16 protein-coding genes, 1 tRNA gene and 1 pseudogene are annotated in these 19,780 nt (G+C 71.8%); 6 read left to right on the top strand and 12 right to left on the bottom strand.

Going from position 1 to position 19,780, the window contains the following annotated elements; genetic code table 11:
• Positions 1-205 precede the first annotated feature (205 nt).
• On the bottom strand, positions 206-1,300 hold the full coding sequence (locus QUE38_RS13075; protein WP_286308718.1) for a TadA family conjugal transfer-associated ATPase: 1,095 nt from the start codon (positions 1,298-1,300) through the stop codon (positions 206-208).
• 448 nt (positions 1,301-1,748) lie between these two features.
• Here QUE38_RS13075 and acs point away from each other — a divergent pair, with 448 nt between their 5' ends.
• On the top strand, positions 1,749-3,701 hold the full coding sequence (gene acs, locus QUE38_RS13070; RefSeq protein WP_286308717.1) for an acetate--CoA ligase: 1,953 nt from the start codon (positions 1,749-1,751) through the stop codon (positions 3,699-3,701).
• A 67-nt stretch (positions 3,702-3,768) separates the two neighbouring features.
• Here acs and QUE38_RS13065 read toward each other — a convergent pair whose 3' ends face one another.
• Positions 3,769-4,242: a RidA family protein gene (locus QUE38_RS13065; protein ID WP_286308716.1), complete on the bottom strand. Its 474-nt coding sequence runs from the start codon at positions 4,240-4,242 to the stop codon at positions 3,769-3,771.
• Entirely contained in the window at positions 4,239-4,466 is a 228-nt protein-coding gene (locus QUE38_RS13060) for a DUF4177 domain-containing protein (protein ID WP_281882184.1), read from the bottom strand. The genes QUE38_RS13065 and QUE38_RS13060 overlap by 4 nt, the downstream gene beginning before the upstream one ends.
• A gap of 79 nt (positions 4,467-4,545) precedes the next feature.
• On the opposite strand from QUE38_RS13060, the gene QUE38_RS13055 reads away from it, so the two are divergent.
• From QUE38_RS13055 to QUE38_RS13035, 5 genes are all read left to right on the top strand, one after another.
• Positions 4,546-5,622, top strand: a complete 1,077-nt coding sequence (locus QUE38_RS13055; RefSeq protein WP_286308715.1) for a transglycosylase domain-containing protein — start codon at positions 4,546-4,548, stop codon at positions 5,620-5,622.
• A gap of 140 nt (positions 5,623-5,762) precedes the next feature.
• Complete coding sequence (locus tag QUE38_RS13050; protein ID WP_286308714.1) at positions 5,763-7,172, top strand: PASTA domain-containing protein; 1,410 nt, start codon at positions 5,763-5,765, stop codon at positions 7,170-7,172.
• Complete coding sequence (locus QUE38_RS13045) at positions 7,169-8,146, top strand: metallophosphoesterase (protein WP_286308713.1); 978 nt, start codon at positions 7,169-7,171, stop codon at positions 8,144-8,146. The genes QUE38_RS13050 and QUE38_RS13045 overlap by 4 nt, the downstream gene beginning before the upstream one ends.
• 68 nt (positions 8,147-8,214) lie before the next feature.
• Positions 8,215-8,288, top strand: a tRNA-Pro gene (locus QUE38_RS13040).
• A gap of 73 nt (positions 8,289-8,361) precedes the next feature.
• Positions 8,362-8,841, top strand: coding sequence for a VanZ family protein (locus QUE38_RS13035; protein WP_286308712.1), 480 nt, complete (start codon positions 8,362-8,364; stop codon positions 8,839-8,841).
• Positions 8,842-8,847: 6 nt separating this feature from the next.
• Here the strand turns inward: QUE38_RS13035 and QUE38_RS13030 are convergent, their stop codons facing one another.
• From QUE38_RS13030 to QUE38_RS12990, 9 genes and pseudogenes are all read right to left on the bottom strand, one after another.
• Complete coding sequence (locus QUE38_RS13030) at positions 8,848-9,897, bottom strand: LCP family protein (RefSeq protein ID WP_286308711.1); 1,050 nt, start codon at positions 9,895-9,897, stop codon at positions 8,848-8,850.
• Between the two features lie 88 nt (positions 9,898-9,985).
• Positions 9,986-11,331 (bottom strand): annotated as a pseudogene (locus tag QUE38_RS13025) (sugar transferase).
• Between the two features lie 288 nt (positions 11,332-11,619).
• On the bottom strand, positions 11,620-12,918 hold the full coding sequence (locus QUE38_RS13020; RefSeq protein ID WP_286308710.1) for a UDP-glucose dehydrogenase family protein: 1,299 nt from the start codon (positions 12,916-12,918) through the stop codon (positions 11,620-11,622).
• 58 nt (positions 12,919-12,976) lie between these two features.
• The gene (locus QUE38_RS13015) at positions 12,977-14,062 is read right to left on the bottom strand and encodes a heparan-alpha-glucosaminide N-acetyltransferase domain-containing protein (RefSeq protein WP_286308709.1); all 1,086 of its coding nucleotides are present in this window, start codon (positions 14,060-14,062) and stop codon (positions 12,977-12,979) included.
• A gap of 28 nt (positions 14,063-14,090) precedes the next feature.
• On the bottom strand, positions 14,091-14,702 hold the full coding sequence (locus tag QUE38_RS13010) for a thymidine kinase (protein WP_286308708.1): 612 nt from the start codon (positions 14,700-14,702) through the stop codon (positions 14,091-14,093).
• Positions 14,703-15,386, bottom strand: a complete 684-nt coding sequence (locus tag QUE38_RS13005; RefSeq protein ID WP_286308707.1) for a helix-turn-helix transcriptional regulator — start codon at positions 15,384-15,386, stop codon at positions 14,703-14,705. It abuts the gene before it with no gap.
• Positions 15,387-15,429: 43 nt separating this feature from the next.
• On the bottom strand, positions 15,430-16,578 hold the full coding sequence (locus tag QUE38_RS13000; protein ID WP_286308706.1) for a hypothetical protein: 1,149 nt from the start codon (positions 16,576-16,578) through the stop codon (positions 15,430-15,432).
• Positions 16,575-17,669 carry a sensor histidine kinase gene (locus tag QUE38_RS12995; protein ID WP_286308705.1) on the bottom strand — a complete coding sequence of 365 codons (1,095 nt, stop codon included), beginning with the start codon at positions 17,667-17,669 and terminating at the stop codon, positions 16,575-16,577. The genes QUE38_RS13000 and QUE38_RS12995 overlap by 4 nt, the downstream gene beginning before the upstream one ends.
• 153 nt (positions 17,670-17,822) lie before the next feature.
• On the bottom strand, positions 17,823-19,775 hold the full coding sequence (locus tag QUE38_RS12990) for a hypothetical protein (RefSeq protein WP_286308704.1): 1,953 nt from the start codon (positions 19,773-19,775) through the stop codon (positions 17,823-17,825).
• Between the last annotated feature and the right edge of the window lie 5 nt (positions 19,776-19,780).

Here is a 19,780-nt window from a genome sequence, read left to right as displayed (position 1 = left end):
CCCGAGACGTCGCCGCCCGAGCGAGCCGCGGCGGCGGCCGGTGGGAGCACGACCGGAGCGGCGCCCTCGAGGTGCGCCAGGGCCGCGGCCGGCGCGACGCCCGCCGCGAGCAGCACCGCGAGCCGATGCGCGATACCCGCGACCTCGTCGACCTCGCTGCCCGGCGCGGGCCTCCGCCGCCGCACCGCGAGCGACGACGCCCCGATCACGATTCCGCCTCGGGCGTGACCGGTACAACCTGCAGGCGACCCGCCTCGAACCGCAGTCGCCCCACACCGCCGATGCGACGGCCCGTCGCGCTGCGCTGCACGTGCACGACCAGGTCGAACGCGCTCGCGGCCTGCCGTGCGACGGCGTCCGGCGTCATGCCCGCTGCGGCGCCGAGTGCCTCGAGCCTCGACGGTACGTCGGCGAGCGCGTTCGCGTGCAGGGTGCCCGCCCCGCCGTCGTGGCCGGTGTTGAGCGCCGACAGCAGCTCGCGCAGCTCCGCCCCGCGGCACTCGCCGACGACGATGCGGTCCGGGCGCATCCGCAGGGCCTCGCGCAGCAGTGCGTCGAGACCCACCCCGCCCGCGCCCTCGAGGTTCGCCTGCCGCGCCTGCAGCGCGACGACGTGCGGGTGCCGCACGCGGAGCTCGGCGACGTCCTCGATGAGCACGATGCGCTCGTCCGCCGGCGCCTCGGCGAGCAGTGCGCCCAGAAGGGTGGTCTTGCCCGCGCCCGCGGCGCCCGTGACGAGCAGGTTCGCGCGCTCGGCAACGGCCGCGCGCAGCCGGTCGGCGACCGGTTCGTCGCACAGCCCGCCGCGCACGAGGTCGTCGAGGCTCGGCGCACCGTGCCGGGGCACCCGCACCGAGATCAGCGTGCCGGCGGTGGCGACCGGCGGCAGCACGGCGTGCACTCGGATGCCCCCGCCGATGCGCGCATCGACCGCAGGCGTCGCCTCGTCGACGTGGCGTCCGCCGTGCGCGATGAGCGAGACCGCGAGCGCGCGCACCATTCGCTCATCGGCCTCCCATGCCGGGTCGCGCACGATGCCGTGACCGCGGTCGACCCAGAGCCCGCGGTCGCCGTTGACGAAGAGGTCCGTCGCGCCCTCGGCGTGGGGCGCGAGGGGGCCGAGCACCGCGAGGTCGATCGGCTCCGCCGCCCACGTCGCCTGGGAGGCATCCGCACCGCTGTACCTGCCGGGACGCAGCATCAGCGCGCCGCCGGAGTCGGGCACCGGCACGGGCACGGGGGACGCCGGCGCCGACCACGACGGCCGGGCGATGTACGGAGTGGGAGGGTGTGCCGCCATGCCGACGACGGTAGGCAGTCGGCCGGGGTTCCGATCGGCCGATCATGGGCTCGACCGGCGCGAACCGCTCGGGAGCCCTGTGGAGGAGTGCGGGCCCGCTCGCCACGTTGCGACACGACCCGTTAAAAGGAGGGGGCGGCACCCATTGGGGGGAACAGGTGCCGCCTCGGCAATGCGCGATTGGGGGGAATCACAACATCGCAGGCCATGAAACTCGTTCAGGCACGCCCCAGTTTAGGGGCCAGAAGTCCATGCGCAAGTACCTTTTGTCCTCATTTGTGGGGACGTGCAGATTTCTCTGGGCTGAGGCACAGATGGGGGACACGATTCGGAGGCACTCGGGGGACAGATTGCACGATTCCGCAGCCGGGTGGCGCGAGGGATAGGGTCGTACCGGGCAGGCGAAACCCACCGATGATCCCCGTTCGCGAAGGAGCGACCGAACGACATGAACGTCCAGATCGATCACAGTCTCGAGGAGATCCGCCGATTCCGGCCGAGCCCCGAGTTCGCCGCCCAAGCGGTCGCGGGCCCCGAGCTCGCCGAGGCCGCATCCGCCGACCGGCTCGCCTTCTGGGCCGACCAGGCCCGCTCGCTCCTCACCTGGAGCACTCCCTTCACCCGCACGCTCGACTGGACGAACCCGCCGTTCGCCAAGTGGTTCGACGACGGCGAGCTGAACGTCGCCTACAACTGCCTCGACCGCCACGTCGAGGCCGGCAACGGCGACCGCGTCGCGCTGCACTTCGAGGGCGAGCCGGGCGACAGCCGCAGCATCACCTACGCGGAGCTCACCGCCGAGGTGAAGCGCACCGCGAACGTGCTCATCGGGCTCGGCGTGAAGCCCGGCGACCGCGTCGCCGTCTACATGCCGCTCATCCCCGAGGCCGTCATCGCGATGCTCGCGATCGCACGCGTGGGCGCCATCCACTCGGTGGTGTTCGGCGGGTTCAGCGCCGACAGCCTCGCCTCGCGCATCGACGACGCCGAGGCATCCGTCGTCATCACCGCCGACGGCGGATACCGCAAGGGCAAGGTCTTCCCGCTGAAGCCGACCGTCGACGAGGCCGTCGCAAAGTCGGCCGGATCGGTCGGGCACGTGCTCGTCGTGCGCCGCGGCGAGAACGAGGTCGACTGGGTCGAGGGCCGCGACCACTGGTGGCACGAGCTGGCGGCCGATGCGTCGGACGAGCACATGGCGCCGGCGTTCAATGCGGAGCATCCGCTGTTCATCCTCTACACCTCCGGCACGACCGGGAAGCCGAAGGGCATCCTGCACACGTCGGGCGGGTACCTCACCCAGGCCGCCTTCACGCACAGGAACGTGTTCGACCTGCACCCCGAGACCGACGTGTACTGGTGCACCGCCGACGTCGGTTGGATCACCGGCCACTCCTACGTCGTCTACGGTCCGCTCGCGAACGGCGCCACGCAGGTCATCTACGAGGGCACGCCCGACACCCCGCACGCGGGTCGCTGGTGGGAGATCATCGAGAAGTACGGCGTCACGATCTTCTACACGGCACCCACGGCCATCCGCTCCTTCATGAAGGCGGGCCGGCAGATCCCCCAGTCGTTCAACCTGCGGAGCCTGCGCGTGCTGGGCTCGGTGGGCGAGCCGATCAACCCCGAGGCCTGGATCTGGTACCGCCATGTCATCGGCGGCGGATCGATCCCGGTGGTCGACACCTGGTGGCAGACCGAGACCGGCGCGATCATGATCTCGGCGCTGCCCGGCATCACCGACCTGAAGCCCGGCAGCGCGCAGGTGCCCGTGCCGGGCATCTCGATCGACGTGCTGACCGACGAGGGCGAGCCCGTCGACGGCACGAACGGCGGCCTGCTGACGGTCACCGAGCCGTGGCCGAGCATGCTGCGCGGCATCTGGGGCGACCCGCAGCGCTTCCAGGAGACGTACTGGGACAAGTTCGGCGACCGCTACTTCGCCGGCGACGGCGCGCGCCGCGACGAGGACGGCGACATCTGGCTGCTCGGCCGCGTCGATGACGTCATGAACGTCTCGGGCCACCGCCTCTCGACCGCGGAGATCGAGTCGTCGCTCGTGGCGCACCCGCTCACCGCGGAGGCCGCGGTCGTCGGCGCGTCCGACGAGACGACCGGTCAGGCCGTGGTCGCGTTCGTGATCCTGAAGGACCGCCAGGTCTCGGCCGCGAGTGACACCGAAGCGACGAGCCAGGAGCTGCGGGCGCACGTCGCCAAGGAGATCGGCGCGATCGCCCGGCCCCGTCAGGTGTTCATCGTGAACGAGCTGCCGAAGACGCGCTCGGGCAAGATCATGCGGCGCCTGCTGCGCGACCTCGCCGAGGGCCGCGAAGTCGGCGACACGACGACCTTGGCCGACACGTCGATCATGGAGATCATCAGCGCCCAGGTGCGCTGAACCGAGCGGTGGGGCGGATGCCGCGAGCCGGCGTCCGCCCTCCCCGCTCGTCTCGCGGCTCGCGCCGCTACGCGAACTCGACGACGAGTTCGACCTCGACCGGTGAGTCGAGCGGCAGCACGGGCACGCCCACGGCCGAGCGCGCGTGGCGACCGGCCTCGCCGAAGACCTCGCCCAACAGCTCCGACGCCCCGTTGATGACGCCCGGCTGCCCGGTGAACGACGGGTCGGATGCCACGAAGCCGGTGACCTTCACGACGCGCGTGATCCGGTCGAGCGAGCCGATGACCGACTCGGCCGCCGCGAGCGCGTTGAGGATGCAGGTGCGGGCGTAGCCCTTCGCGGCATCCGCATCGACCTGCCCCTCCCCCGTGCCGACCTTGCCGGTCTCGGGGAGCGCCCCGTCGACGAACGGCAGCTGGCCCGACGTGAACGCGAGGTTTCCGCTCACGACGGCGGGCACGTACGCCGCGACGGGCGCCGCGACCGCGGGGAGCTCGAGCCCGAGCTCGGCGAGCCGGGCGGCAACGGTTCCGGTCACTGCTCGCCCTCGAACTGCTTCGCGGCCTCCGCGGCGGCTGCGGCACCGGCCGATGCGGCCTGCGAGTCGCCGCCGCCCACGGGACGCTTCAGGTAGGCGACGAGCCCGCCCTCGGGGCCCGATACGACCTGCACGAGCTCCCAGCCGTCGCGCCCCCAGTTGTTCAGGATCGCGGCCGTGTTGTGGATGAGCAGGGGGGTCGTGACGTACTCCCAGGCGGGCATCTCGCTCCTTCGTCGTGGGTCTTCCGCAGGCGCGGGTCGGTGGAGCAGTTTGCCAGCCTCCGCCGCTAGGCTCCACTATATGTCTGCCCAAAAACGTACCCTGAGCGGTGCCGCCGGAGGCGTGCTCGGCCTCCTCGGCCTGAGCGCGCTCGCGGGTGTGCTCGTGACCGCCACGGTGACCCCTGCCCTCGCCGTGACCGGCATGGCGGCGAACAGCTCCATCAGCATGTTCGAGAACCTCCCCGGGTACCTCGAGATCGACGACCTCTCCCAGAAGTCGACCGTCTACGCCAAGTACGGCGAGGAGTGGAGGCCCATCGCCTCGTTCTTCGACCAGAACCGCGAGGAGGTCGCCTGGGACGACATCAGCCAGTACGTCAAGGACGCCGCGATCTCCGGTGAGGACCCGCGCTTCTACGAGCACGGCGGCGTCGACCTGCAGGGCACCATCCGAGGTGCGGTCAGCACCTACGTGCTGAACCGCGACGTGCAGGGCGGGTCCTCGATCACGCAGCAGTACGTGAAGAACGTGCTCATCCAGCAGGGCATCGCCGAGGCGACCACCGCCGAGGAGGAGCAGGCCGCGTACCAGGAGGCGACCGCGACCACCCCCGAGCGCAAGCTCAAGGAGATCCGCTACGCGATCTCGCTCGAGAAGCAGTTCTCGAAGGACGAGGTGCTGCTCGGCTACCTGAACATCGCGCACTTCGGCGGCCGCGTCTACGGCATCGAGTCGGCGGCGAAGTACTACTTCGACAAGTCCTCGAAGGACCTGTCGCTCGCCGAGGCGGCGAGCCTGATCGCGATCGTCAACAACCCCGAGAAGTTCCGACTAGACTACCCCGACAGCGAGACCAACGGTGCCGAGACGGTGAACGCGGACGGTGAGTCCGTGCCGTACGCGGCGAACATGGACCGCCGCAACTACATCCTCGGCGAGATGCTCGAGTACTCGAAGATCACGCAGGCCGAGTACGACGAGGCGGTCGAGACGCCCGTCGCACCGACCATCACGGAGCCGAGCACGGGATGCCAGTCGGCGGGCGACCTCGGGTTCTTCTGCGACTACGTGACCTGGGAGATCAAGAACAAGCTCGACGATCCCGAGACGGAGGACGTCAACGAGGGCCTCCAGCTCCTCCAGAAGGGGGCCTGAACATCTACACCACCATCGACACGAGCCTCCAGAACGCGGCAGTGGCGACGATGAAGGCAAACGTGCCGTCCGTCGATGCGCGATTCGACGTCGGTTCGACCGCGGTGAGCGTTCAGCCTGGTACGGGTGACATCTTGGCGATGACCCAGAACAAGACCTTCTCGAACGACCCGAGCGTGCTCGCGAAGGGCCCGCAGTACTCCGCAGTGAACTACAACACCGACTACGAGTACGGCGGATCGAGCGGGTTCCAGCCCGGATCGACGTACAAGGTGTTCACGCTCGCCGAGTGGCTGAACGAAGGTCACTCGCTGCTGGAGTCGTTCAACGGCCAGCGCCGCGCGTTCACGAGCTTCACCAACACGTGTGACGGCAACTTCGTCGGCTCGTTCGATCCGAAGAACGACGACGGGCGCGTCGCGACCAATGCAGTCAACGCGACCAAGTGGTCCGTGAACACGAGCTTCGTGGCCATGGCGCAGCAGCTCGACCTCTGCGGGGTCAAGGAGACCGCGCAGGCGTTCGGCGTGCACCGTGCCGACGGGAACCCGCTGCAGATGAACCCGTCGGATGTGCTCGGCACCCAGGAGATCGCGCCGCTGACGATGGCCGAGGCGTACGCAGGCATCGCGAACAATGGGCTGACCTGCGAGCCGAACGCCATCAAGAAGATCCGCGACGCCGAGGGCGAGGCGATCTACTCGCCAGAGCCCCAGTGCACCCAGTCGGTCACTGCGGACGTCGCCGCAGCGATGCAGTACGCGATGCAGGAGACGTTCACGGGCGACGGGACGGCTGTCGCGTCGAACACCTACTCGGGCGTGCCGCACATCGGCAAGACCGGAACGACCGACGATTCCAAGGACACCTGGATGAACGGCGCGAGCACGAAGGTCGCCACGGCCGTCTGGGTCGGGCACGTGACCGCTCCGGCGGGCCGCCAGGTCGCCCTGCGCAACATCTACTGGGATTCCGGCCCCGCCGCGACCGCACGTCACCGCATGTGGAAGGACATCATGACGGTCGCGGACGCCAAGTACGGCGGCGAAGCGTTCCCCGAGGCCAACGCGGAGTTCTTCAAGCAGGTGCTGATCGACATTCCGCAGGTCATCGGCCTCACCCCCGAGGCGGCGCAGGCCGCGCTCGAGGAGGCGGGCTTCGTCTACCAGGCGGGCGTCGAGGAGGACTCGAGCGAGCCCAAGGGCCGCGTCTCGAGCATCAGCCCCGAGGGCCAGGCCGGCCGCGGCACGATGATCACGGTCAACGTGTCGAACGGCAACGTCGGCGCCGTGCCGAATGTCGTCGGCATGACCGAGGACGCGGCGCGCGACCAGCTCAACGGCTACAACGTGCGCGTGCGCGAGGAGGACGTGTCCGATCCCTCGCAGGACGGCGTCGTGATCTCGCAGGATCCGAGTGGGGGCGAGAACGCCCGCCAGGGGTCGCGCGTGACGATCGTGATCGGCCGCTTCGTCGACACCGGACCCGGTGACGACGACGGCGGCGGGACCGGCAACGGGAACGGCACCAACGGCGGCGGCGGCGGGTGACCGCTCCCCGACGCAGCGGAGTCCCGGCCGCATTGACCCTCGTCGGTGCGGCCGGCCTCGCCGCGTTCGCGTACGGTTCGCTCGTCGAACGCACCCGGTGGACCCTGCGCGAGGTCACGGTGCCCGTGCTCCCCGCCGGAGCCGAGCCGTTGCGCGTGCTGCACGTCTCCGACCTGCACATGGCACCCTGGCAGCGCGAGAAGCAGGAGTGGGTGCGCAGCCTCGCCGCCCTCCAGCCCGACCTCGTGGTCGACACCGGGGACAACCTGGGCCACGCGCGCGGCCTCGAGGGCATCCGCCGGGCCTTCGAGCCCTTCGCCGGAATACCGGGCGTCTTCGTCAACGGATCGAACGACTACTTCGGCCCGACCCTCAAGAACCCGTTCCGGTACTTCGCCGGCCCGTCGCGGGTCGGGGGTCCCCGCGCCGCTCGGCTCGACATCGATGCCCTGCACGCGTTCTTCGACGAGCTGGGCTGGATCGACCTGGACAACGCCGCCGCCGCCATGGAGCTGCGGGGCACCCACCTCGAGTTCTTCGGCGTCGACGACGCCCACAAGGGATACGACCGGCTCGACCTGATCACCGCGGCGATCGACGAGCTGCGCGAGGGCGACCCCTGGGGCGACGACTCGTGGTCGGACGACGACGACACCCCAGATCGTCCGACTGTGACGATCGGCGTGACCCACGCCCCGTACCGCCGCGTGCTCGGCTCGTTCGTCAACCACGGCGCACAGCTGATCCTCGCCGGCCACACCCACGGCGGCCAGGTGCGCGTGCCCGGGTACGGCGCCCTCGTGACCAACTGCGACATCCCGCGCTCGCAGGCGCGCGGACTGAGCCTCTGGGGACACGGACTGCACACGGCGTACCTCAACGTCTCCGCGGGACTCGGCACCGCCATCACCGCGCCGGTGCGATTCGCGTGCCCGCCGGAGGCGACGCTGCTGACGCTGGTGCCGGCGCCGTAGCGCGGAGCCGCCACGTGGTCGGGAGCACTCGGATTATCGGCTATCCTTGTTGAGGCCTCAGGGCCAATCGGGGTGTGGCGCAGCTTGGTAGCGCGCTTCGTTCGGGACGAAGAGGTCGCAGGTTCAAATCCTGTCACCCCGACCGAATCGAGACCCCCTCTGCGGAGGGGGTCTCGTCGTTTCCCCGGACGCGGCGCTGCGCCTAGGCTGTGCGCGTGGGGTGGTTCCGCCGGCGGCCGTGGCTCACGGCCGTGCTGGTCGTGGCCTACCTCGCACTGCTCGTGACGACCCTCGGCTGGCCGTACCCCGTGGAGGGCGACCGCGGCACCCGCTTCGTCTTCCTGCTCGACGCCATGCTCAGCGTCGGGGTCGGTTCGCGGACCACGCTCATCGCGATCGAGGTCGTCTCGAACGTGCTGCTGTTCCTGCCGCTCGGACTCATCCTCTGGTGGGTGCTGAGCCGGCTTCGGGTCCTGCGGAACCCGTGGGTGCACCTCGTGGTCGCCCTCGCCTGCGGCATGGTCGTCAGCATCTCCGCCGAGCTGTTCCAGCGGGAGTTCCTCCCGGAGCGCACCGGCGACGTCCGCGACGTCGTCTCGAACTCGATCGGGGTCGCGATCGGCTGCGTGCTCGGGCTCGTGCTCGACCGGGTCGAGGCCCGCCACGCGGCATCCGCTCGCCCCGAATCGGACTGAAGGGCGTCAGCCGCCCGACTTGACCAGCTCGGCGAACTCGGCGACGTCGTCGTCGGCCCACGCCTCCTGCATCTCGGGGATGCGCGCCTCGTCGACCAGCACGATCGACTGGCCGTCGGCCGAGACGCCGATGCCCGACGTCGGCATCGTGAAGAACGTGATGTCGTCCTTGCGGATCGACGTCATCTCGAGCGCCAGCCCGCCGACCGCGACCGCGTTCAGCCCCTCGCTCACCGTGACGAACGGGGAGACGGCACCCACGATGTCGGCGACGCGGCCCGGGTTGAGGGCGGTGTCGGCACTCAGCGCCGTGTCCATGACCGAGCTGAGGAACAGCTGCTGGTTGCGCACGCGCTGGTAGTCGCCGTCGGCGTAGGCCTTGCGCTCGCGCGCGTACGCCATCGCGAGCTCGCCGTCGAGGTGCTGCATGCCCTGCGGGAAGAAGTGGTCCATGTGCGTGGACTGGAACGCGATGGGGTTGTTGATGTCGACGCCGCCGAGCGCGTCGGTGAGGCCCTTGAAGCTCTCCGCATCGACGATCGCGACGTCGTCGATACGGGCGCCGATGAGTCCCTCGACGACCTGCACGGTGAGCGGCACGCCGCCCCACGAGAGCGCCGCGTTGATCTTCGCGGGACCGTGGCCGGGCACCTCCACCCAGCTGTCGCGCAGGATCGACATGACGGTGACGTTCTCGCGGTCGCCCGAGATGTTGACGACCATGATCGTGTCGGAGCGCTGGCCGCCCGGCAGGTCGGAGATGTCGTCGCCGACGGCGTCACGGGTGTCGGAGCCGAGCAGCAGGATGTTGACGGCGTTCGCGGCGTCGCCGTCCTCGATGATCGGCGGACGCAACGACTCCTCGGGGAACGTGTCCTCCTCCGCGAGCTTCGCAGTCTGCTCGTCCCAGGTGCGGGCGATGGTGCCGAGGTAGATCGCGACGACGGCGATGCCGATGGCGATCACGCCGAGGATCGCCCCCAGCGTGATGAGCGTGACGCGCAGGCCGGTGCGCTTGCGAGGAGGAACCTCCGCCTCGTCGAGATTCAGTGACACGAGCGCAATCGTAGCCCTGATGGCTGCGCTTGGGCCGTGTATCCACCGAACGACCCCTCCCCTGTTCGGGGGACGGAGCGGATGCTGTTCAGTACGCGCCGCGCGAGCTCAGCACCGCCCGCACGGTGCGGGCGAGCACGATGACGTCGCCCGTCAGCGACCAGTTCTCGACGTAGAACAGGTCGAGCCGCAGGCTGTCCGACCACGACAGGTCGGAACGACCGCTCACCTGCCAGAGCCCGGTGATGCCGGGGCGCACGAGCAGGCGCCGTTCGGCGGCGCGCCCGTAGCGCTCGACCTCGCGCGGGAGCGGGGGCGCGGCCCGACGAGCGACATCTCGCCGCGGATGACGTTCACGAGCTGCGGGAGCTCGTCGAGGCTGTACCGCCGCAGCACGGCGCCGACGCGCGTGACCCGGGGGTCGGAGCGCAGCTTGAACAGCACGTCGTTGCCGTCGGACTTGTCGAGCAGCCCCGGCAGCTGCCCCTCGGCGTCGTCGACCATCGAGCGGAACTTGAGCATGCGGAAGGTCGTGCCGTTGAGGCCCACGCGCTCCTGCGCGAAGAAGGCCGGGCCGGCGCTGTCGCGTCGCACCAGCACGGTGAGCACGAGGAAGACCGGGCTCAGCAGGAGCAGCGCGAGCGATGCGACGACGAGGTCGAAGACGCGTTTCGTCGCGTACTTCCGGCCGACGAAGCGCGGGTAGTCGACGTGGATGAGCGGGAGCCCCGCGACCGGCGTGGCGTGGATGCGCGGACCGGCGACGTCGACCAGCGCGGGCGCCATGACCAGGCTGACCTGCCGCTCCTCGAGGTCCCAGCCGAGTTCGCGCAGCTGCTCGGGGGGCACGAGGTCGGAGCCGGCGTAGATGACGGTGTCCGCGTCGGACTCCTCGAGCGCGTCGAGCACGTTCGCGAACCCGCCGAGCACCGGGATGCCCTCGCCCAGGTCGTGGTCGACCGATCCGTGGTCGGTGACCGCGCCGACGATGCGGAACCCGCCGGTGGGTGCACGGCCCATCTGCTGTGCGACGTGGGCGGCCTTCGCCCGCTCCCCCACCAGCAGCACGCGCCGGCTGTAACGGCCCGCTGCACGTCGCCGCACCAGCCACTGGCGCCAGGCCCACCGGCTCGCGAGCAGCAGGAGCAGGCCACCGGGCAGCGCGATCAGCACGTAGCCGCGACCGATCTGCGACTGCGCGAGGAAGGCGACGATCGCCAGGATGCCGAACACGCGGATGGTCGCGTCGACCAGCCGCCGGTACTCGGTCGAGCCGGCCCCGATGATCGTGTGGTCGCGGGTCGCGAACAGGTCGAGCGAGACCATCCACACCGTGATGAGCACCAGAGACACGAGCGTGTAGCTGATCGACTGCTCGGCGATGCGCTGGGCGGCCGCGTTCTCACCGAAACGCAGGAACTGGGAGCCGAACACCGCGGCGACGATGACGACGAGGTCGGTCGCGAAGAGCCGTGCCGCGTAGTCGCGCTGCCAGCGCTCGAGGCGGCTCGCCGCCCCCAGTCGCTGGTTCGTCGTCGTCACGCGACCGACTCCTCCCGCTCTCGGCACGGACCGCGCGCGAGACGTCGAACGTCGCCGAGGTTCGGGCTCGGCTCGTGCGCGCGGGTTCTGCAATCGTCGCACGCACGCGTCGCGGGCGCACGAGAATACCCCTGTTCTGGGGCCAGTGTAATCCGAACCGTTACGGAGCGGTGCGGCGGCTCAGGGGCGACCCATGCCGTGGTAGGCGAAGCCGGCGTCGCGCCAGTCGGCCGGCGAGAGCACGTTGCGGCCGTCGATGATCACCGGCGAGGCCACGAGCGCGGCCACCGACTCGGGGTCGAGGTCGCGGTACTCGCGCCATTCGGTGACGAGCACGACCAGGTCGGCGTCGCGCAGCGCGTCATCGGTCGAGTCCGCGTACTCGAGCTGCGGATGCCTCGCGCGGGCGTTCTCGATGCCCTGCGGGTCGGTCGCGACGACGTCGGCGCCGAGCCCCTTCAGCTGCACCGCGACGTCGAGCGCGGGCGAGTCGCGCACGTCGTCGGAGTCGGGCTTGAACGTGACCCCGAGCACCGCGATCTTCGCGGTGTGGATACGGCCATCGAGCGCCTCGACCGCGAGGTCGACGACGCGCTGGCGGCGACGCAGGTTGATCGCGTCGACCTCCTTGAGGAACGCCACCGACTCGCCGCGGCCGAGTTCCTCGGCGCGCGCGCTGAACGCGCGGATGTCCTTCGGGAGGCATCCGCCCCCGAACCCGACGCCGGCGTTCAGGAAGCGACGGCCGATGCGCGCGTCGTGGCCGATCGCGTCTGCCAGCGCGGTGACGTCGGCCCCGGTCGACTCGGCGATCTCGGCCATCGCGTTGATGAAGCTGATCTTGGTGGCGAGGAAGGCGTTGGCAGACACCTTGACCAGCTCCGCGGTGGCGAAGTCGGTCGTGATGCGCGGCGTGCCCGCCTCGAGCGCCTGGGCGTAGACCTCGTCGAGGAGGTCCGCAGCGCGCTGGTCGGCCACGCCGTAGACGAGGCGGTCGGGACGGATGGTGTCCTCCACCGCGAAGCCCTCGCGCAGGAACTCCGGGTTCCACGCGAGGCTCGCCTCGCTGCCCGCGGCGACCTTCTCGGCGAGTCGTGCGGCCGTGCCGACGGGCACCGTGCTCTTGCCGACCACGAGACTGCCCGGCTTCAGGTGCGGGATGAGCCCGTCGACCGCCGCGTCGACGTAGGTGAGGTCGGCAGCGTGGCCGCCCTGGACCTGGGGCGTGCCCACGGCGATGAAGTGCACGTCGGCATCGGCGGCGGCGGCGGAGTCGGTGCTGAAGCGCAGCCGGCCGCTCGCCGTCGCGGAGGTCAGGATCTCGGGGAGCCCGGGCTCGTAGAACGGCGGAGCCCCGGCGGCGAGCCTGGCGATCTTCGCCTCGTCGACGTCGATGCCGATCACATCGTGTCCGAGCTCCGCCATCGCGGACGCGTGCACCGCGCCCAGGTAGCCGCAGCCGATCACCGAGATTCTCAATGTTCCTCCTCTAGAGCGGCTTCAATTCTCTCCTACGCGAGGGCCGCGCGCACATCGCTCACGCGGCCGGGCGATCGCGGCCGCTGATCCAGCGGAAGAGGGCTTCGAGCGGGCCCCGACCGACCCACGCCCGCCAGGCGAGCGCGAACGCCATCGAGCCGAGGACGGTGAAGGCGAGGAGCCCCCAGGAGTCGTCGTCGGGCACCCCGCCCTCGATGCGGATCGCCTGCGAGATGACGACGATGTGCGCCGTGTAGATGGTCAGCGGCATCGCACCCATCGCCGACAGGGGGGACAGCAGGATGCGGGCCACGCGCGTCGTGGCATCCGTGCCCCACTGCGTGACGGCGACGAGCGCCGCGGTGAGCGCGAGGCCCGCCCCCACGTTCGCCACGGTCACGAGCGAGGTGCCCAACGCGTCGGCCGCGGTTCCTGCGCCGGCGTCGAGCAGCGCGTTGCCCGGGAGGTAGACGACCACCGTCGCCAGCGCGACCAGCCCCGTGATCGCGACCGTGGCCGGACGCTGCAGCCCGTAGCGGGCGACCGCGAGTCCGACCAGCATCACCGGCACCCAGATGATCACCGGGTACGACCCGGCGATGAACCAATCCGTGAGCAGGAAGGTGCGGCCGCGCCGCGCGTCCTGCACCGCGTCGGTCGCACTGAGCGCGACCGCGAGGCCGGGCGCGATCACCAGGAGTCCCGCGCCCAGCCCCAGCAGGACCGATCGGGGCAGGAAGAGGAGCGGGAGCAGCAGCAGGAACGCGATGCCGTACTCGTCGAGGATCACCGACGCCAGCGGCTGCAGCACGTACATGAGCAGCAGGCCGAGCAGCAGCAGGAGCGCTGCCCGGACGGCCAGCTGGCGGCGCTGCTCGGCGCGGTCGGACGGGTCGGTCGGGCGCACCCCGCCCGTCAGCAGGCCCAGTCCGATGCCCGCGGCGAGCGCGAACAGCAGCCGGGGCCGTTCGTCCGCGACACTCAGAAGGGTCGCCTCGAGCGTCCCCGTGGCCGCTGCGGGGGCGAGGTGCGCGATGAACATGCCCACCAGGGCGATGCCCCGCGCCGCGTCGACGCCGTCGATACGGCGCCCCTCGGCGAAGCGCGCCGGGACGGTCTCGTGCCGGACCGGGGCTTCGCGCATGGGAGCCATGGTCGCACAACCCCCGGCTTCAGGCGCCGTCGAGCACCCCGCCGGACTCCTGCAGGTAGCAGACGCCGCACAGCGACTCGTACGTCACCTCGACGCCGTCGATCGCGACCTGGTCGCCGTCGAAGACGTAGCGCCCGTCGACGAGGCGGCCGTTGAAGATGGCCTTCCGCCCGCAGCGGCAGATCGTCTTGAGCTCCTCGAGGCTGTGCGCGACCTCGAGGAGGCGCCGGCTGCCGGGGAACGCGACGGTCTGGAAGTCGGTGCGGATGCCGTAGGCGAGCACGGGCACGTCGTCGAGCAGGGCGACGCGCAGCAGGTCGTCGACCTGGCGCGACGTGAGGAACTGCGCCTCGTCGACGAGGAGGCAGCTCACGTCGTGGCCGCCACGGGCCACGGATGCGGCGCGGTGGTGCTCGAACAACGCGAACGCGTCGGCGTCGGGCGCGAACACGAAGTCGACCTCACGGGTGACGCCGAGGCGCGAGACGATGTGCTCGGCGCCCTTCGTGTCGACGGCCGGCTTCGCGAGCAGCACGCGGTGCCCGCGCTCCTCGTAGTTGAAGGCGGCCTGGAGCAGCGCGGTGCTCTTGCCGGAGTTCATCGCGCCGTAGCGGAAGTACAGCTTCGCCATCTACTCGAGGAGTCCGTCCTCCGCCACGCGGCGGGTGAGGTCGCTCTTGCGACTCGCGGGGCGGCCCTGGCGCGCGTACTTCTCGCGCACCCGCCGCAGGTACGTCTTCACCGTCTCATAGCTCACGCCCATCGCGTCGGCGGTCTCGGCGGTGGAGCGCCCGCCGACGTAGAGGCGCACGGCGGTGAGCTCCGAGCTGCTGAGCGCCGGCGCGGGCGGCGGCGCGGGATCGTCGGACGCCGTGCCGTGCGCCTCGTCGACGCCGAGCCACGGCGCGAAGGTCGCCTCGCCCGCGCGGCCGGCCGCGGGTGCGACCACGGCCGACGTGGCCCCGCGACGACGCGCGAGCACGAGCCGGGCCACCTCGAGCACGAGGGTCCCGCTCGCCGACTTGGCGACGAACGCGGCCGCGCCGGCGGCGATCGCGCGGTCGCGCGCCTCGCGGGAGTCGAGCGCGCTGACGACGATCACCGCGGCTCCGGCCGCCCGGCAGGCACGGACGCGCGACTCGATCGACACGGGCTCGGCGAGCTGGAAGTCCATGACGACCAGGTCGACGGGGAACCGCGGCGAGCGCACGAGCTCGAGCCAGGTCGTCGCACGCACCGCCACCTCGAGGTCGGGTGCGTTGCGCTCCACCCAGGCGACGAGCCCGTCGAGCACGATCTGGTGGTCGTCGAGCACCGCGATCGTCGCCCGCGGAACGGGTCGGCCCTCGTCTCCGGGATCAGCCCGCATACGCCAGCTCCAGGTGGATCGAGTCGTCGCGCACCTGCATCTGGGCGCGGTCGAAGTTCATGCGCGCGACGGCGAGCAGGTTGTCGGCGTCGGCCCGGAGTCCGGCTCGGGCCGGCAGGCCGGTCGCCGTCGCCGCGATGAGGCATCCGGAGTCCTCGTCCTGGACCCGCAGCTCGAGCGAATGGCTCGCCACCTGCCCGCCCGCGAGCCAGGCGACCACCGCGGCCACCGTCGCCCGCTGCGGCTCGGGCAGCCGGGAGGCCGCGCCGTGCGGGTCGTCCACGCTGATGCGCGTCGAGCCGCGGCCGAGCTCGTACCCGACGAGGTCGTCGAGCCAGGTGGCATCCGCCCCTGCGACCAGCGCGGAGCGGAGCTGGTGCGCCAGCTCGCGAGCACGGTCGGCCTGCGCGGGCGTGACGTTGCCGGTCGCGGTCACCTCGGCGAGCAGCGGCAGCACGTCGCGACCGAGCACCGTGACCCGGCCCTCCTGCACCGACCGCGCGATGCCGGCGCGCACCTCCCGGTCGCGTGCGAGCACCGCGACCGCGGCGCTGCGGTCGAACGCGAGCACCTCGGCCACGACCGCGCGCGAGTACCCGGCTGCGGCGGCGCCCAGCACCAGCACCGGCAGCGCCGCCACGACCATGAAGACCGGCGGCGACGCCTCGATGCTCGAGTACTGGCCCGACTCGAGGGTCAGGATGCCGAGGATGCCTGCGGACACGCCGCACGCGGTCAGCAGCGACTGCCAGGTGCAGTACGGCGCGAGCGCGATGAGCATGAGCCCGACGACCATGGGCCCGACGTCGTCGGAGAGGAGCCGGTTCGCCCCGGCGGTGCTCGCACTCTCGGCGATCGCCGCGCCGATCGCGAGCGCCATGACGACCCACAGCCGCTCGTTCGACATGGGCGCCATGCGCGGCGAGGTCCAGACGATCACGCCGGCCGCCGCCGCCGCGGTGAACCCGATCGACATCGCCGACAGCACCGGGGCGACGATCTCGTCGAGATGCATGAGGACCACCGCGACGATCCCCACGACGGCGAGGCTCGCGTGCAGGATCGCGATGCCCCAGGTCGCGACGGATGCGACGGGGTCGACCGACTGCTGGGTGAGCCGCAGGCGCGCGCCCCTCACCGTGTCGCCTCCGGAACGGCGAGCAGTACCGTGGTGCCGACGCCCGGCGTCGACCAGAGCTGCACCTCGCCGCCGACCCGCTCGATGCGTCCGCGCACGGAGGCGCGGATGCCGAGGCGGTCCTCCGGCACGGCCTCCGGGTCGAACCCGCTGCCGTCGTCGACGACGGCCACGGTCAGCTCGGAACCGTCGGTCGCGACCGACACCTCCGCCTCGTGCGCGCCGGAGTGGTCGGCGACATTGACCAGGCACTGGGTGATCGCATCGCGCAGCGCCGCCATCGCCTCCGGGTGCAGCCGGTCGATCGCCTCCGGGGTGCCGGAGACCCGCACGTCGAGCCCGTGCCGCTGCGCGATCGAGACCGCAGACTGCAGCACCGAGCGGCCGGGCTCACGCGCCTCCTCGCTCCAGTCGCGGCCGACGATCAGTTCCAGGTCGTGCAGGATCGCGGATCGCAGTGCCGGATCGAGCGGCCCGGAACCGCGGCCGCCCAACGCGAGCAGGTGGTTGAGCGCGGTGTCGTGGAGCCGTTCCGTCGCGCGCGACTCGAACTCGCGGCGGATCTCGATCTCGCGGACGCGTCGCTGCGCGCGGTGGAGGCCCGCCGCCTCGCGCCGACCCGACCGGAGGTTGCGGGCGTCGTAGACGCGAACGGTCAGCACGAGCGCCAGGGCCACGGTCGCGGGCACGTTGAGGCTCCAGGGCAGGCCGACGACCGTGGTCGCCGCCGCGAGGGACACGAGCCCGACGACGTAGGCCAGCGCCGCCCACCAGGCCGCGACCGCCGAGCGGGGGCGGGGCGTGCCCGAGAGGATGATGACGATCCACGGCACCGCGACCATCATGGTGCTCGCGAAGTCGGGCAGCGGGAAGTCGGCGAGCACGAGCACGGCGACGACGTAGGTCGCGATGCCGCCCACGACCAGGTGCAGCACGCTCGTCCAGACCGACGGTCGCGCCACCACGAGCGCGAGCGTCGCGGCCAGGCCGGTGAGCACGCCGACCGAAGCCCACGCCCCCGCCGCGCCGGAAAGGAGCGCCGACAGCAGCGCCATCGTCCATGCGGCGCCCAGCGCGGCGTACGCCCCCACCGCATGCTCACCGTCAGCGCCCGCCCGAACACCTCAGCGACCTGCTCGCGCGGGATGCCGATGGACATGGGATGTCTCCGTGTGCGCCGCACGCGACGGTCCGGCGCGGCATCGGGTGGATCGCCGGCGGGTCCGGCAGGTGCGTGGGCCCGATTATCGCAGTTCGGGCGCCACGTGCGCCAATGCCGGCGCGACGGGCGCAGCCGTCGCCACCTGCCGCAGCGGACCGGTGCGCTCCGGGATCTCGCAGTGGCGCAGCACCACGCGCAGGCCGTCGGGGTCGGCGATCAGCGCGGCCCGATCGTAGGCGCCGCGAAGGGCCTGCACCATCGGCTCCACGACCCGCGAGGTCGCCTCCGGGTCGACCGGTCGCGGCGCCTGCACGGTCAGCGTCCACTCCCCCGGCTCCGGGGCGACGACGTGCACGCGCACGGATCCGCGGCGCGAGAGCCGGGCAAGCGACTCGAGGAGCGAGGCGAGGCTGTCGCGCTGCGTCTCGTCGAGCCGGTCGGCGAGGCCGCAGTCGTCGGCGACGCGGATGCGCCCGGATTCGCCGCTCGCGAGCCGTGCGAGATCGGAGAGCCAGGTGGCATCCGATCGACATGCGGATGCCACGCGCAGGCGCGCGGCCAGGCGACGGGCACGGTCGACCTGGCCCGGCGTGAGTTCGCCGGTCCCGGCGACGCGCCCCAGCAGTGGCAGCGCTTCGGCCTCGAGCACGTCGATGCGATCGGCGCAGTCACCGGCGCCGACGGACGCGGGTGCGCCCCGTTCGCGGCCGCGCGCCTCCCGGCGACGCGCGAACTCGGTGGCGAGGAGTTCGTGGTCGCGCGCCCGAACCATGCGCGCGAACGTGGACGAGAACGCGATGGCCGCCGCCACGGCGACGAGGACCGGAGCCGCCGCCACGACCGAGAACGTCGGCAGCGGCGCCACGATGTCCACGAACGCGGCGGAGCCGACCGCGAGCGCGGAGGCCGCCACCACGGCGACGGCGCCGACCGCGGTCGCCGTGCGCCACGACGCGAACGGCGCGAGCAGCACGATGAGCAGGCCGGCGAGCGCCGTGCCGAAGTCGTCGTAGAAGAGCCTGTTCGCCCCGAGCGTGCTCACGTTCTCGGCGACCGCAGCCGCCATGGCGAGCGCCACCGCGAGCGCGTAGCGTTCCGGTGCGATGCGCCCGCGGCGGGCGGCGCCGGCGATGGCGACCGCCCACGCTGCGGCCAGGAGCACGAACGCGAGCGCGGCCGCGCTCGGCAGGCGGATCTCGTCGCCGTGGCCCGCGGTGACCACGGCGGCGATCACGAGGGCCAGGAGCGCCCCTCCGCACAGGAGGGCCCACGCGAGCCGACCGCCGGCCGGGTCCGCCGCGGCGGCGGTCGGTGCGGACGTCGGCCAGTGCGGGCCCGTGCCCGATGCGGCGATGCGGGCACGGGTACGGCGCGCCAGGCGGCCGGGCGGGTTCTCGGCGACGAGGGCGAGGCCGTCGAGGCAGCGCTCGTGCAGCCGGGTGACGGCCTGCTCGGCTCGCGTGCGCCGCGACGCGTCGGTCGCCGCGGGCCGCCGCACCGCGACGACGAGCTGCAGCACCCGGAGCGCGATGACGACCGCGAAGACCGCGACCGTGCCGATGTTCACCGCGAACTCGTGCCCGCCGACGCGCGCCGCGGCGAACACCGCACCGCCCGTGACGAGGTAGCCGGCGGTGATCCACGCGATCGATGCGGCCGGTCGGCGCATCGCGCCGAGCGCGAGGAACGTGGCGACGCCCGGGAGCGCCGTGCGCAGCGTGTTGGTGTCGGTCATCGCGGTGTCGAGCGTCATGACGGCCTCGGTCGACGCGAACACGACGGTCGCACCGACGACGAGCAGTACCACCCGGTGACCGGTGCTGGGGCGCGCGGCGACGAGCGCGACCGCCACGCCGAGTGCGAGGAACCACCCGACGGCGGCGACGGCGACCTGCGCCCATTCGCCGGAGCGGAACACGGCGGACAGCGCGGCGATGACGATCATGATGCCCACGCACGCGGCGGATGCGGCGAGGGAGGCCGAACTGACGGCGCGCGCGAACACGGGTTCGGCGGCCGGGACGCGATCGATCATGTGTT

It is taken from the genome of Agromyces mangrovi, assembly GCF_030296695.1.
Classification (GTDB): domain Bacteria; phylum Actinomycetota; class Actinomycetes; order Actinomycetales; family Microbacteriaceae; genus Agromyces; species Agromyces mangrovi.
Note: the sequence above shows the minus strand (reverse complement) of the source record. Positions and strands in the feature narration are given on the sequence as shown.

What these genes read in the sequence shown, in the direction of transcription:
- QUE38_RS13075 (WP_286308718.1), bottom strand. Translation starts at nt 1,300, where the DNA reads ATGGCGGCACACCCTCCCACTCCGTACATCGCCCGGCCGTCGTGGTCG.
- acs (WP_286308717.1), top strand. Translation starts at nt 1,749, where the DNA reads ATGAACGTCCAGATCGATCACAGTCTCGAGGAGATCCGCCGATTCCGG.
- QUE38_RS13060 (WP_281882184.1), bottom strand. Translation starts at nt 4,466, where the DNA reads ATGCCCGCCTGGGAGTACGTCACGACCCCCCTGCTCATCCACAACACG.
- QUE38_RS13055 (WP_286308715.1), top strand. Translation starts at nt 4,546, where the DNA reads ATGTCTGCCCAAAAACGTACCCTGAGCGGTGCCGCCGGAGGCGTGCTC.
- QUE38_RS13050 (WP_286308714.1), top strand. Translation starts at nt 5,763, where the DNA reads ATGACCCAGAACAAGACCTTCTCGAACGACCCGAGCGTGCTCGCGAAG.
- QUE38_RS13015 (WP_286308709.1), bottom strand. Translation starts at nt 14,062, where the DNA reads ATGCGCGAAGCCCCGGTCCGGCACGAGACCGTCCCGGCGCGCTTCGCC.
- QUE38_RS13010 (WP_286308708.1), bottom strand. Translation starts at nt 14,702, where the DNA reads ATGGCGAAGCTGTACTTCCGCTACGGCGCGATGAACTCCGGCAAGAGC.
- QUE38_RS12990 (WP_286308704.1), bottom strand. Translation starts at nt 19,775, where the DNA reads ATGATCGATCGCGTCCCGGCCGCCGAACCCGTGTTCGCGCGCGCCGTC.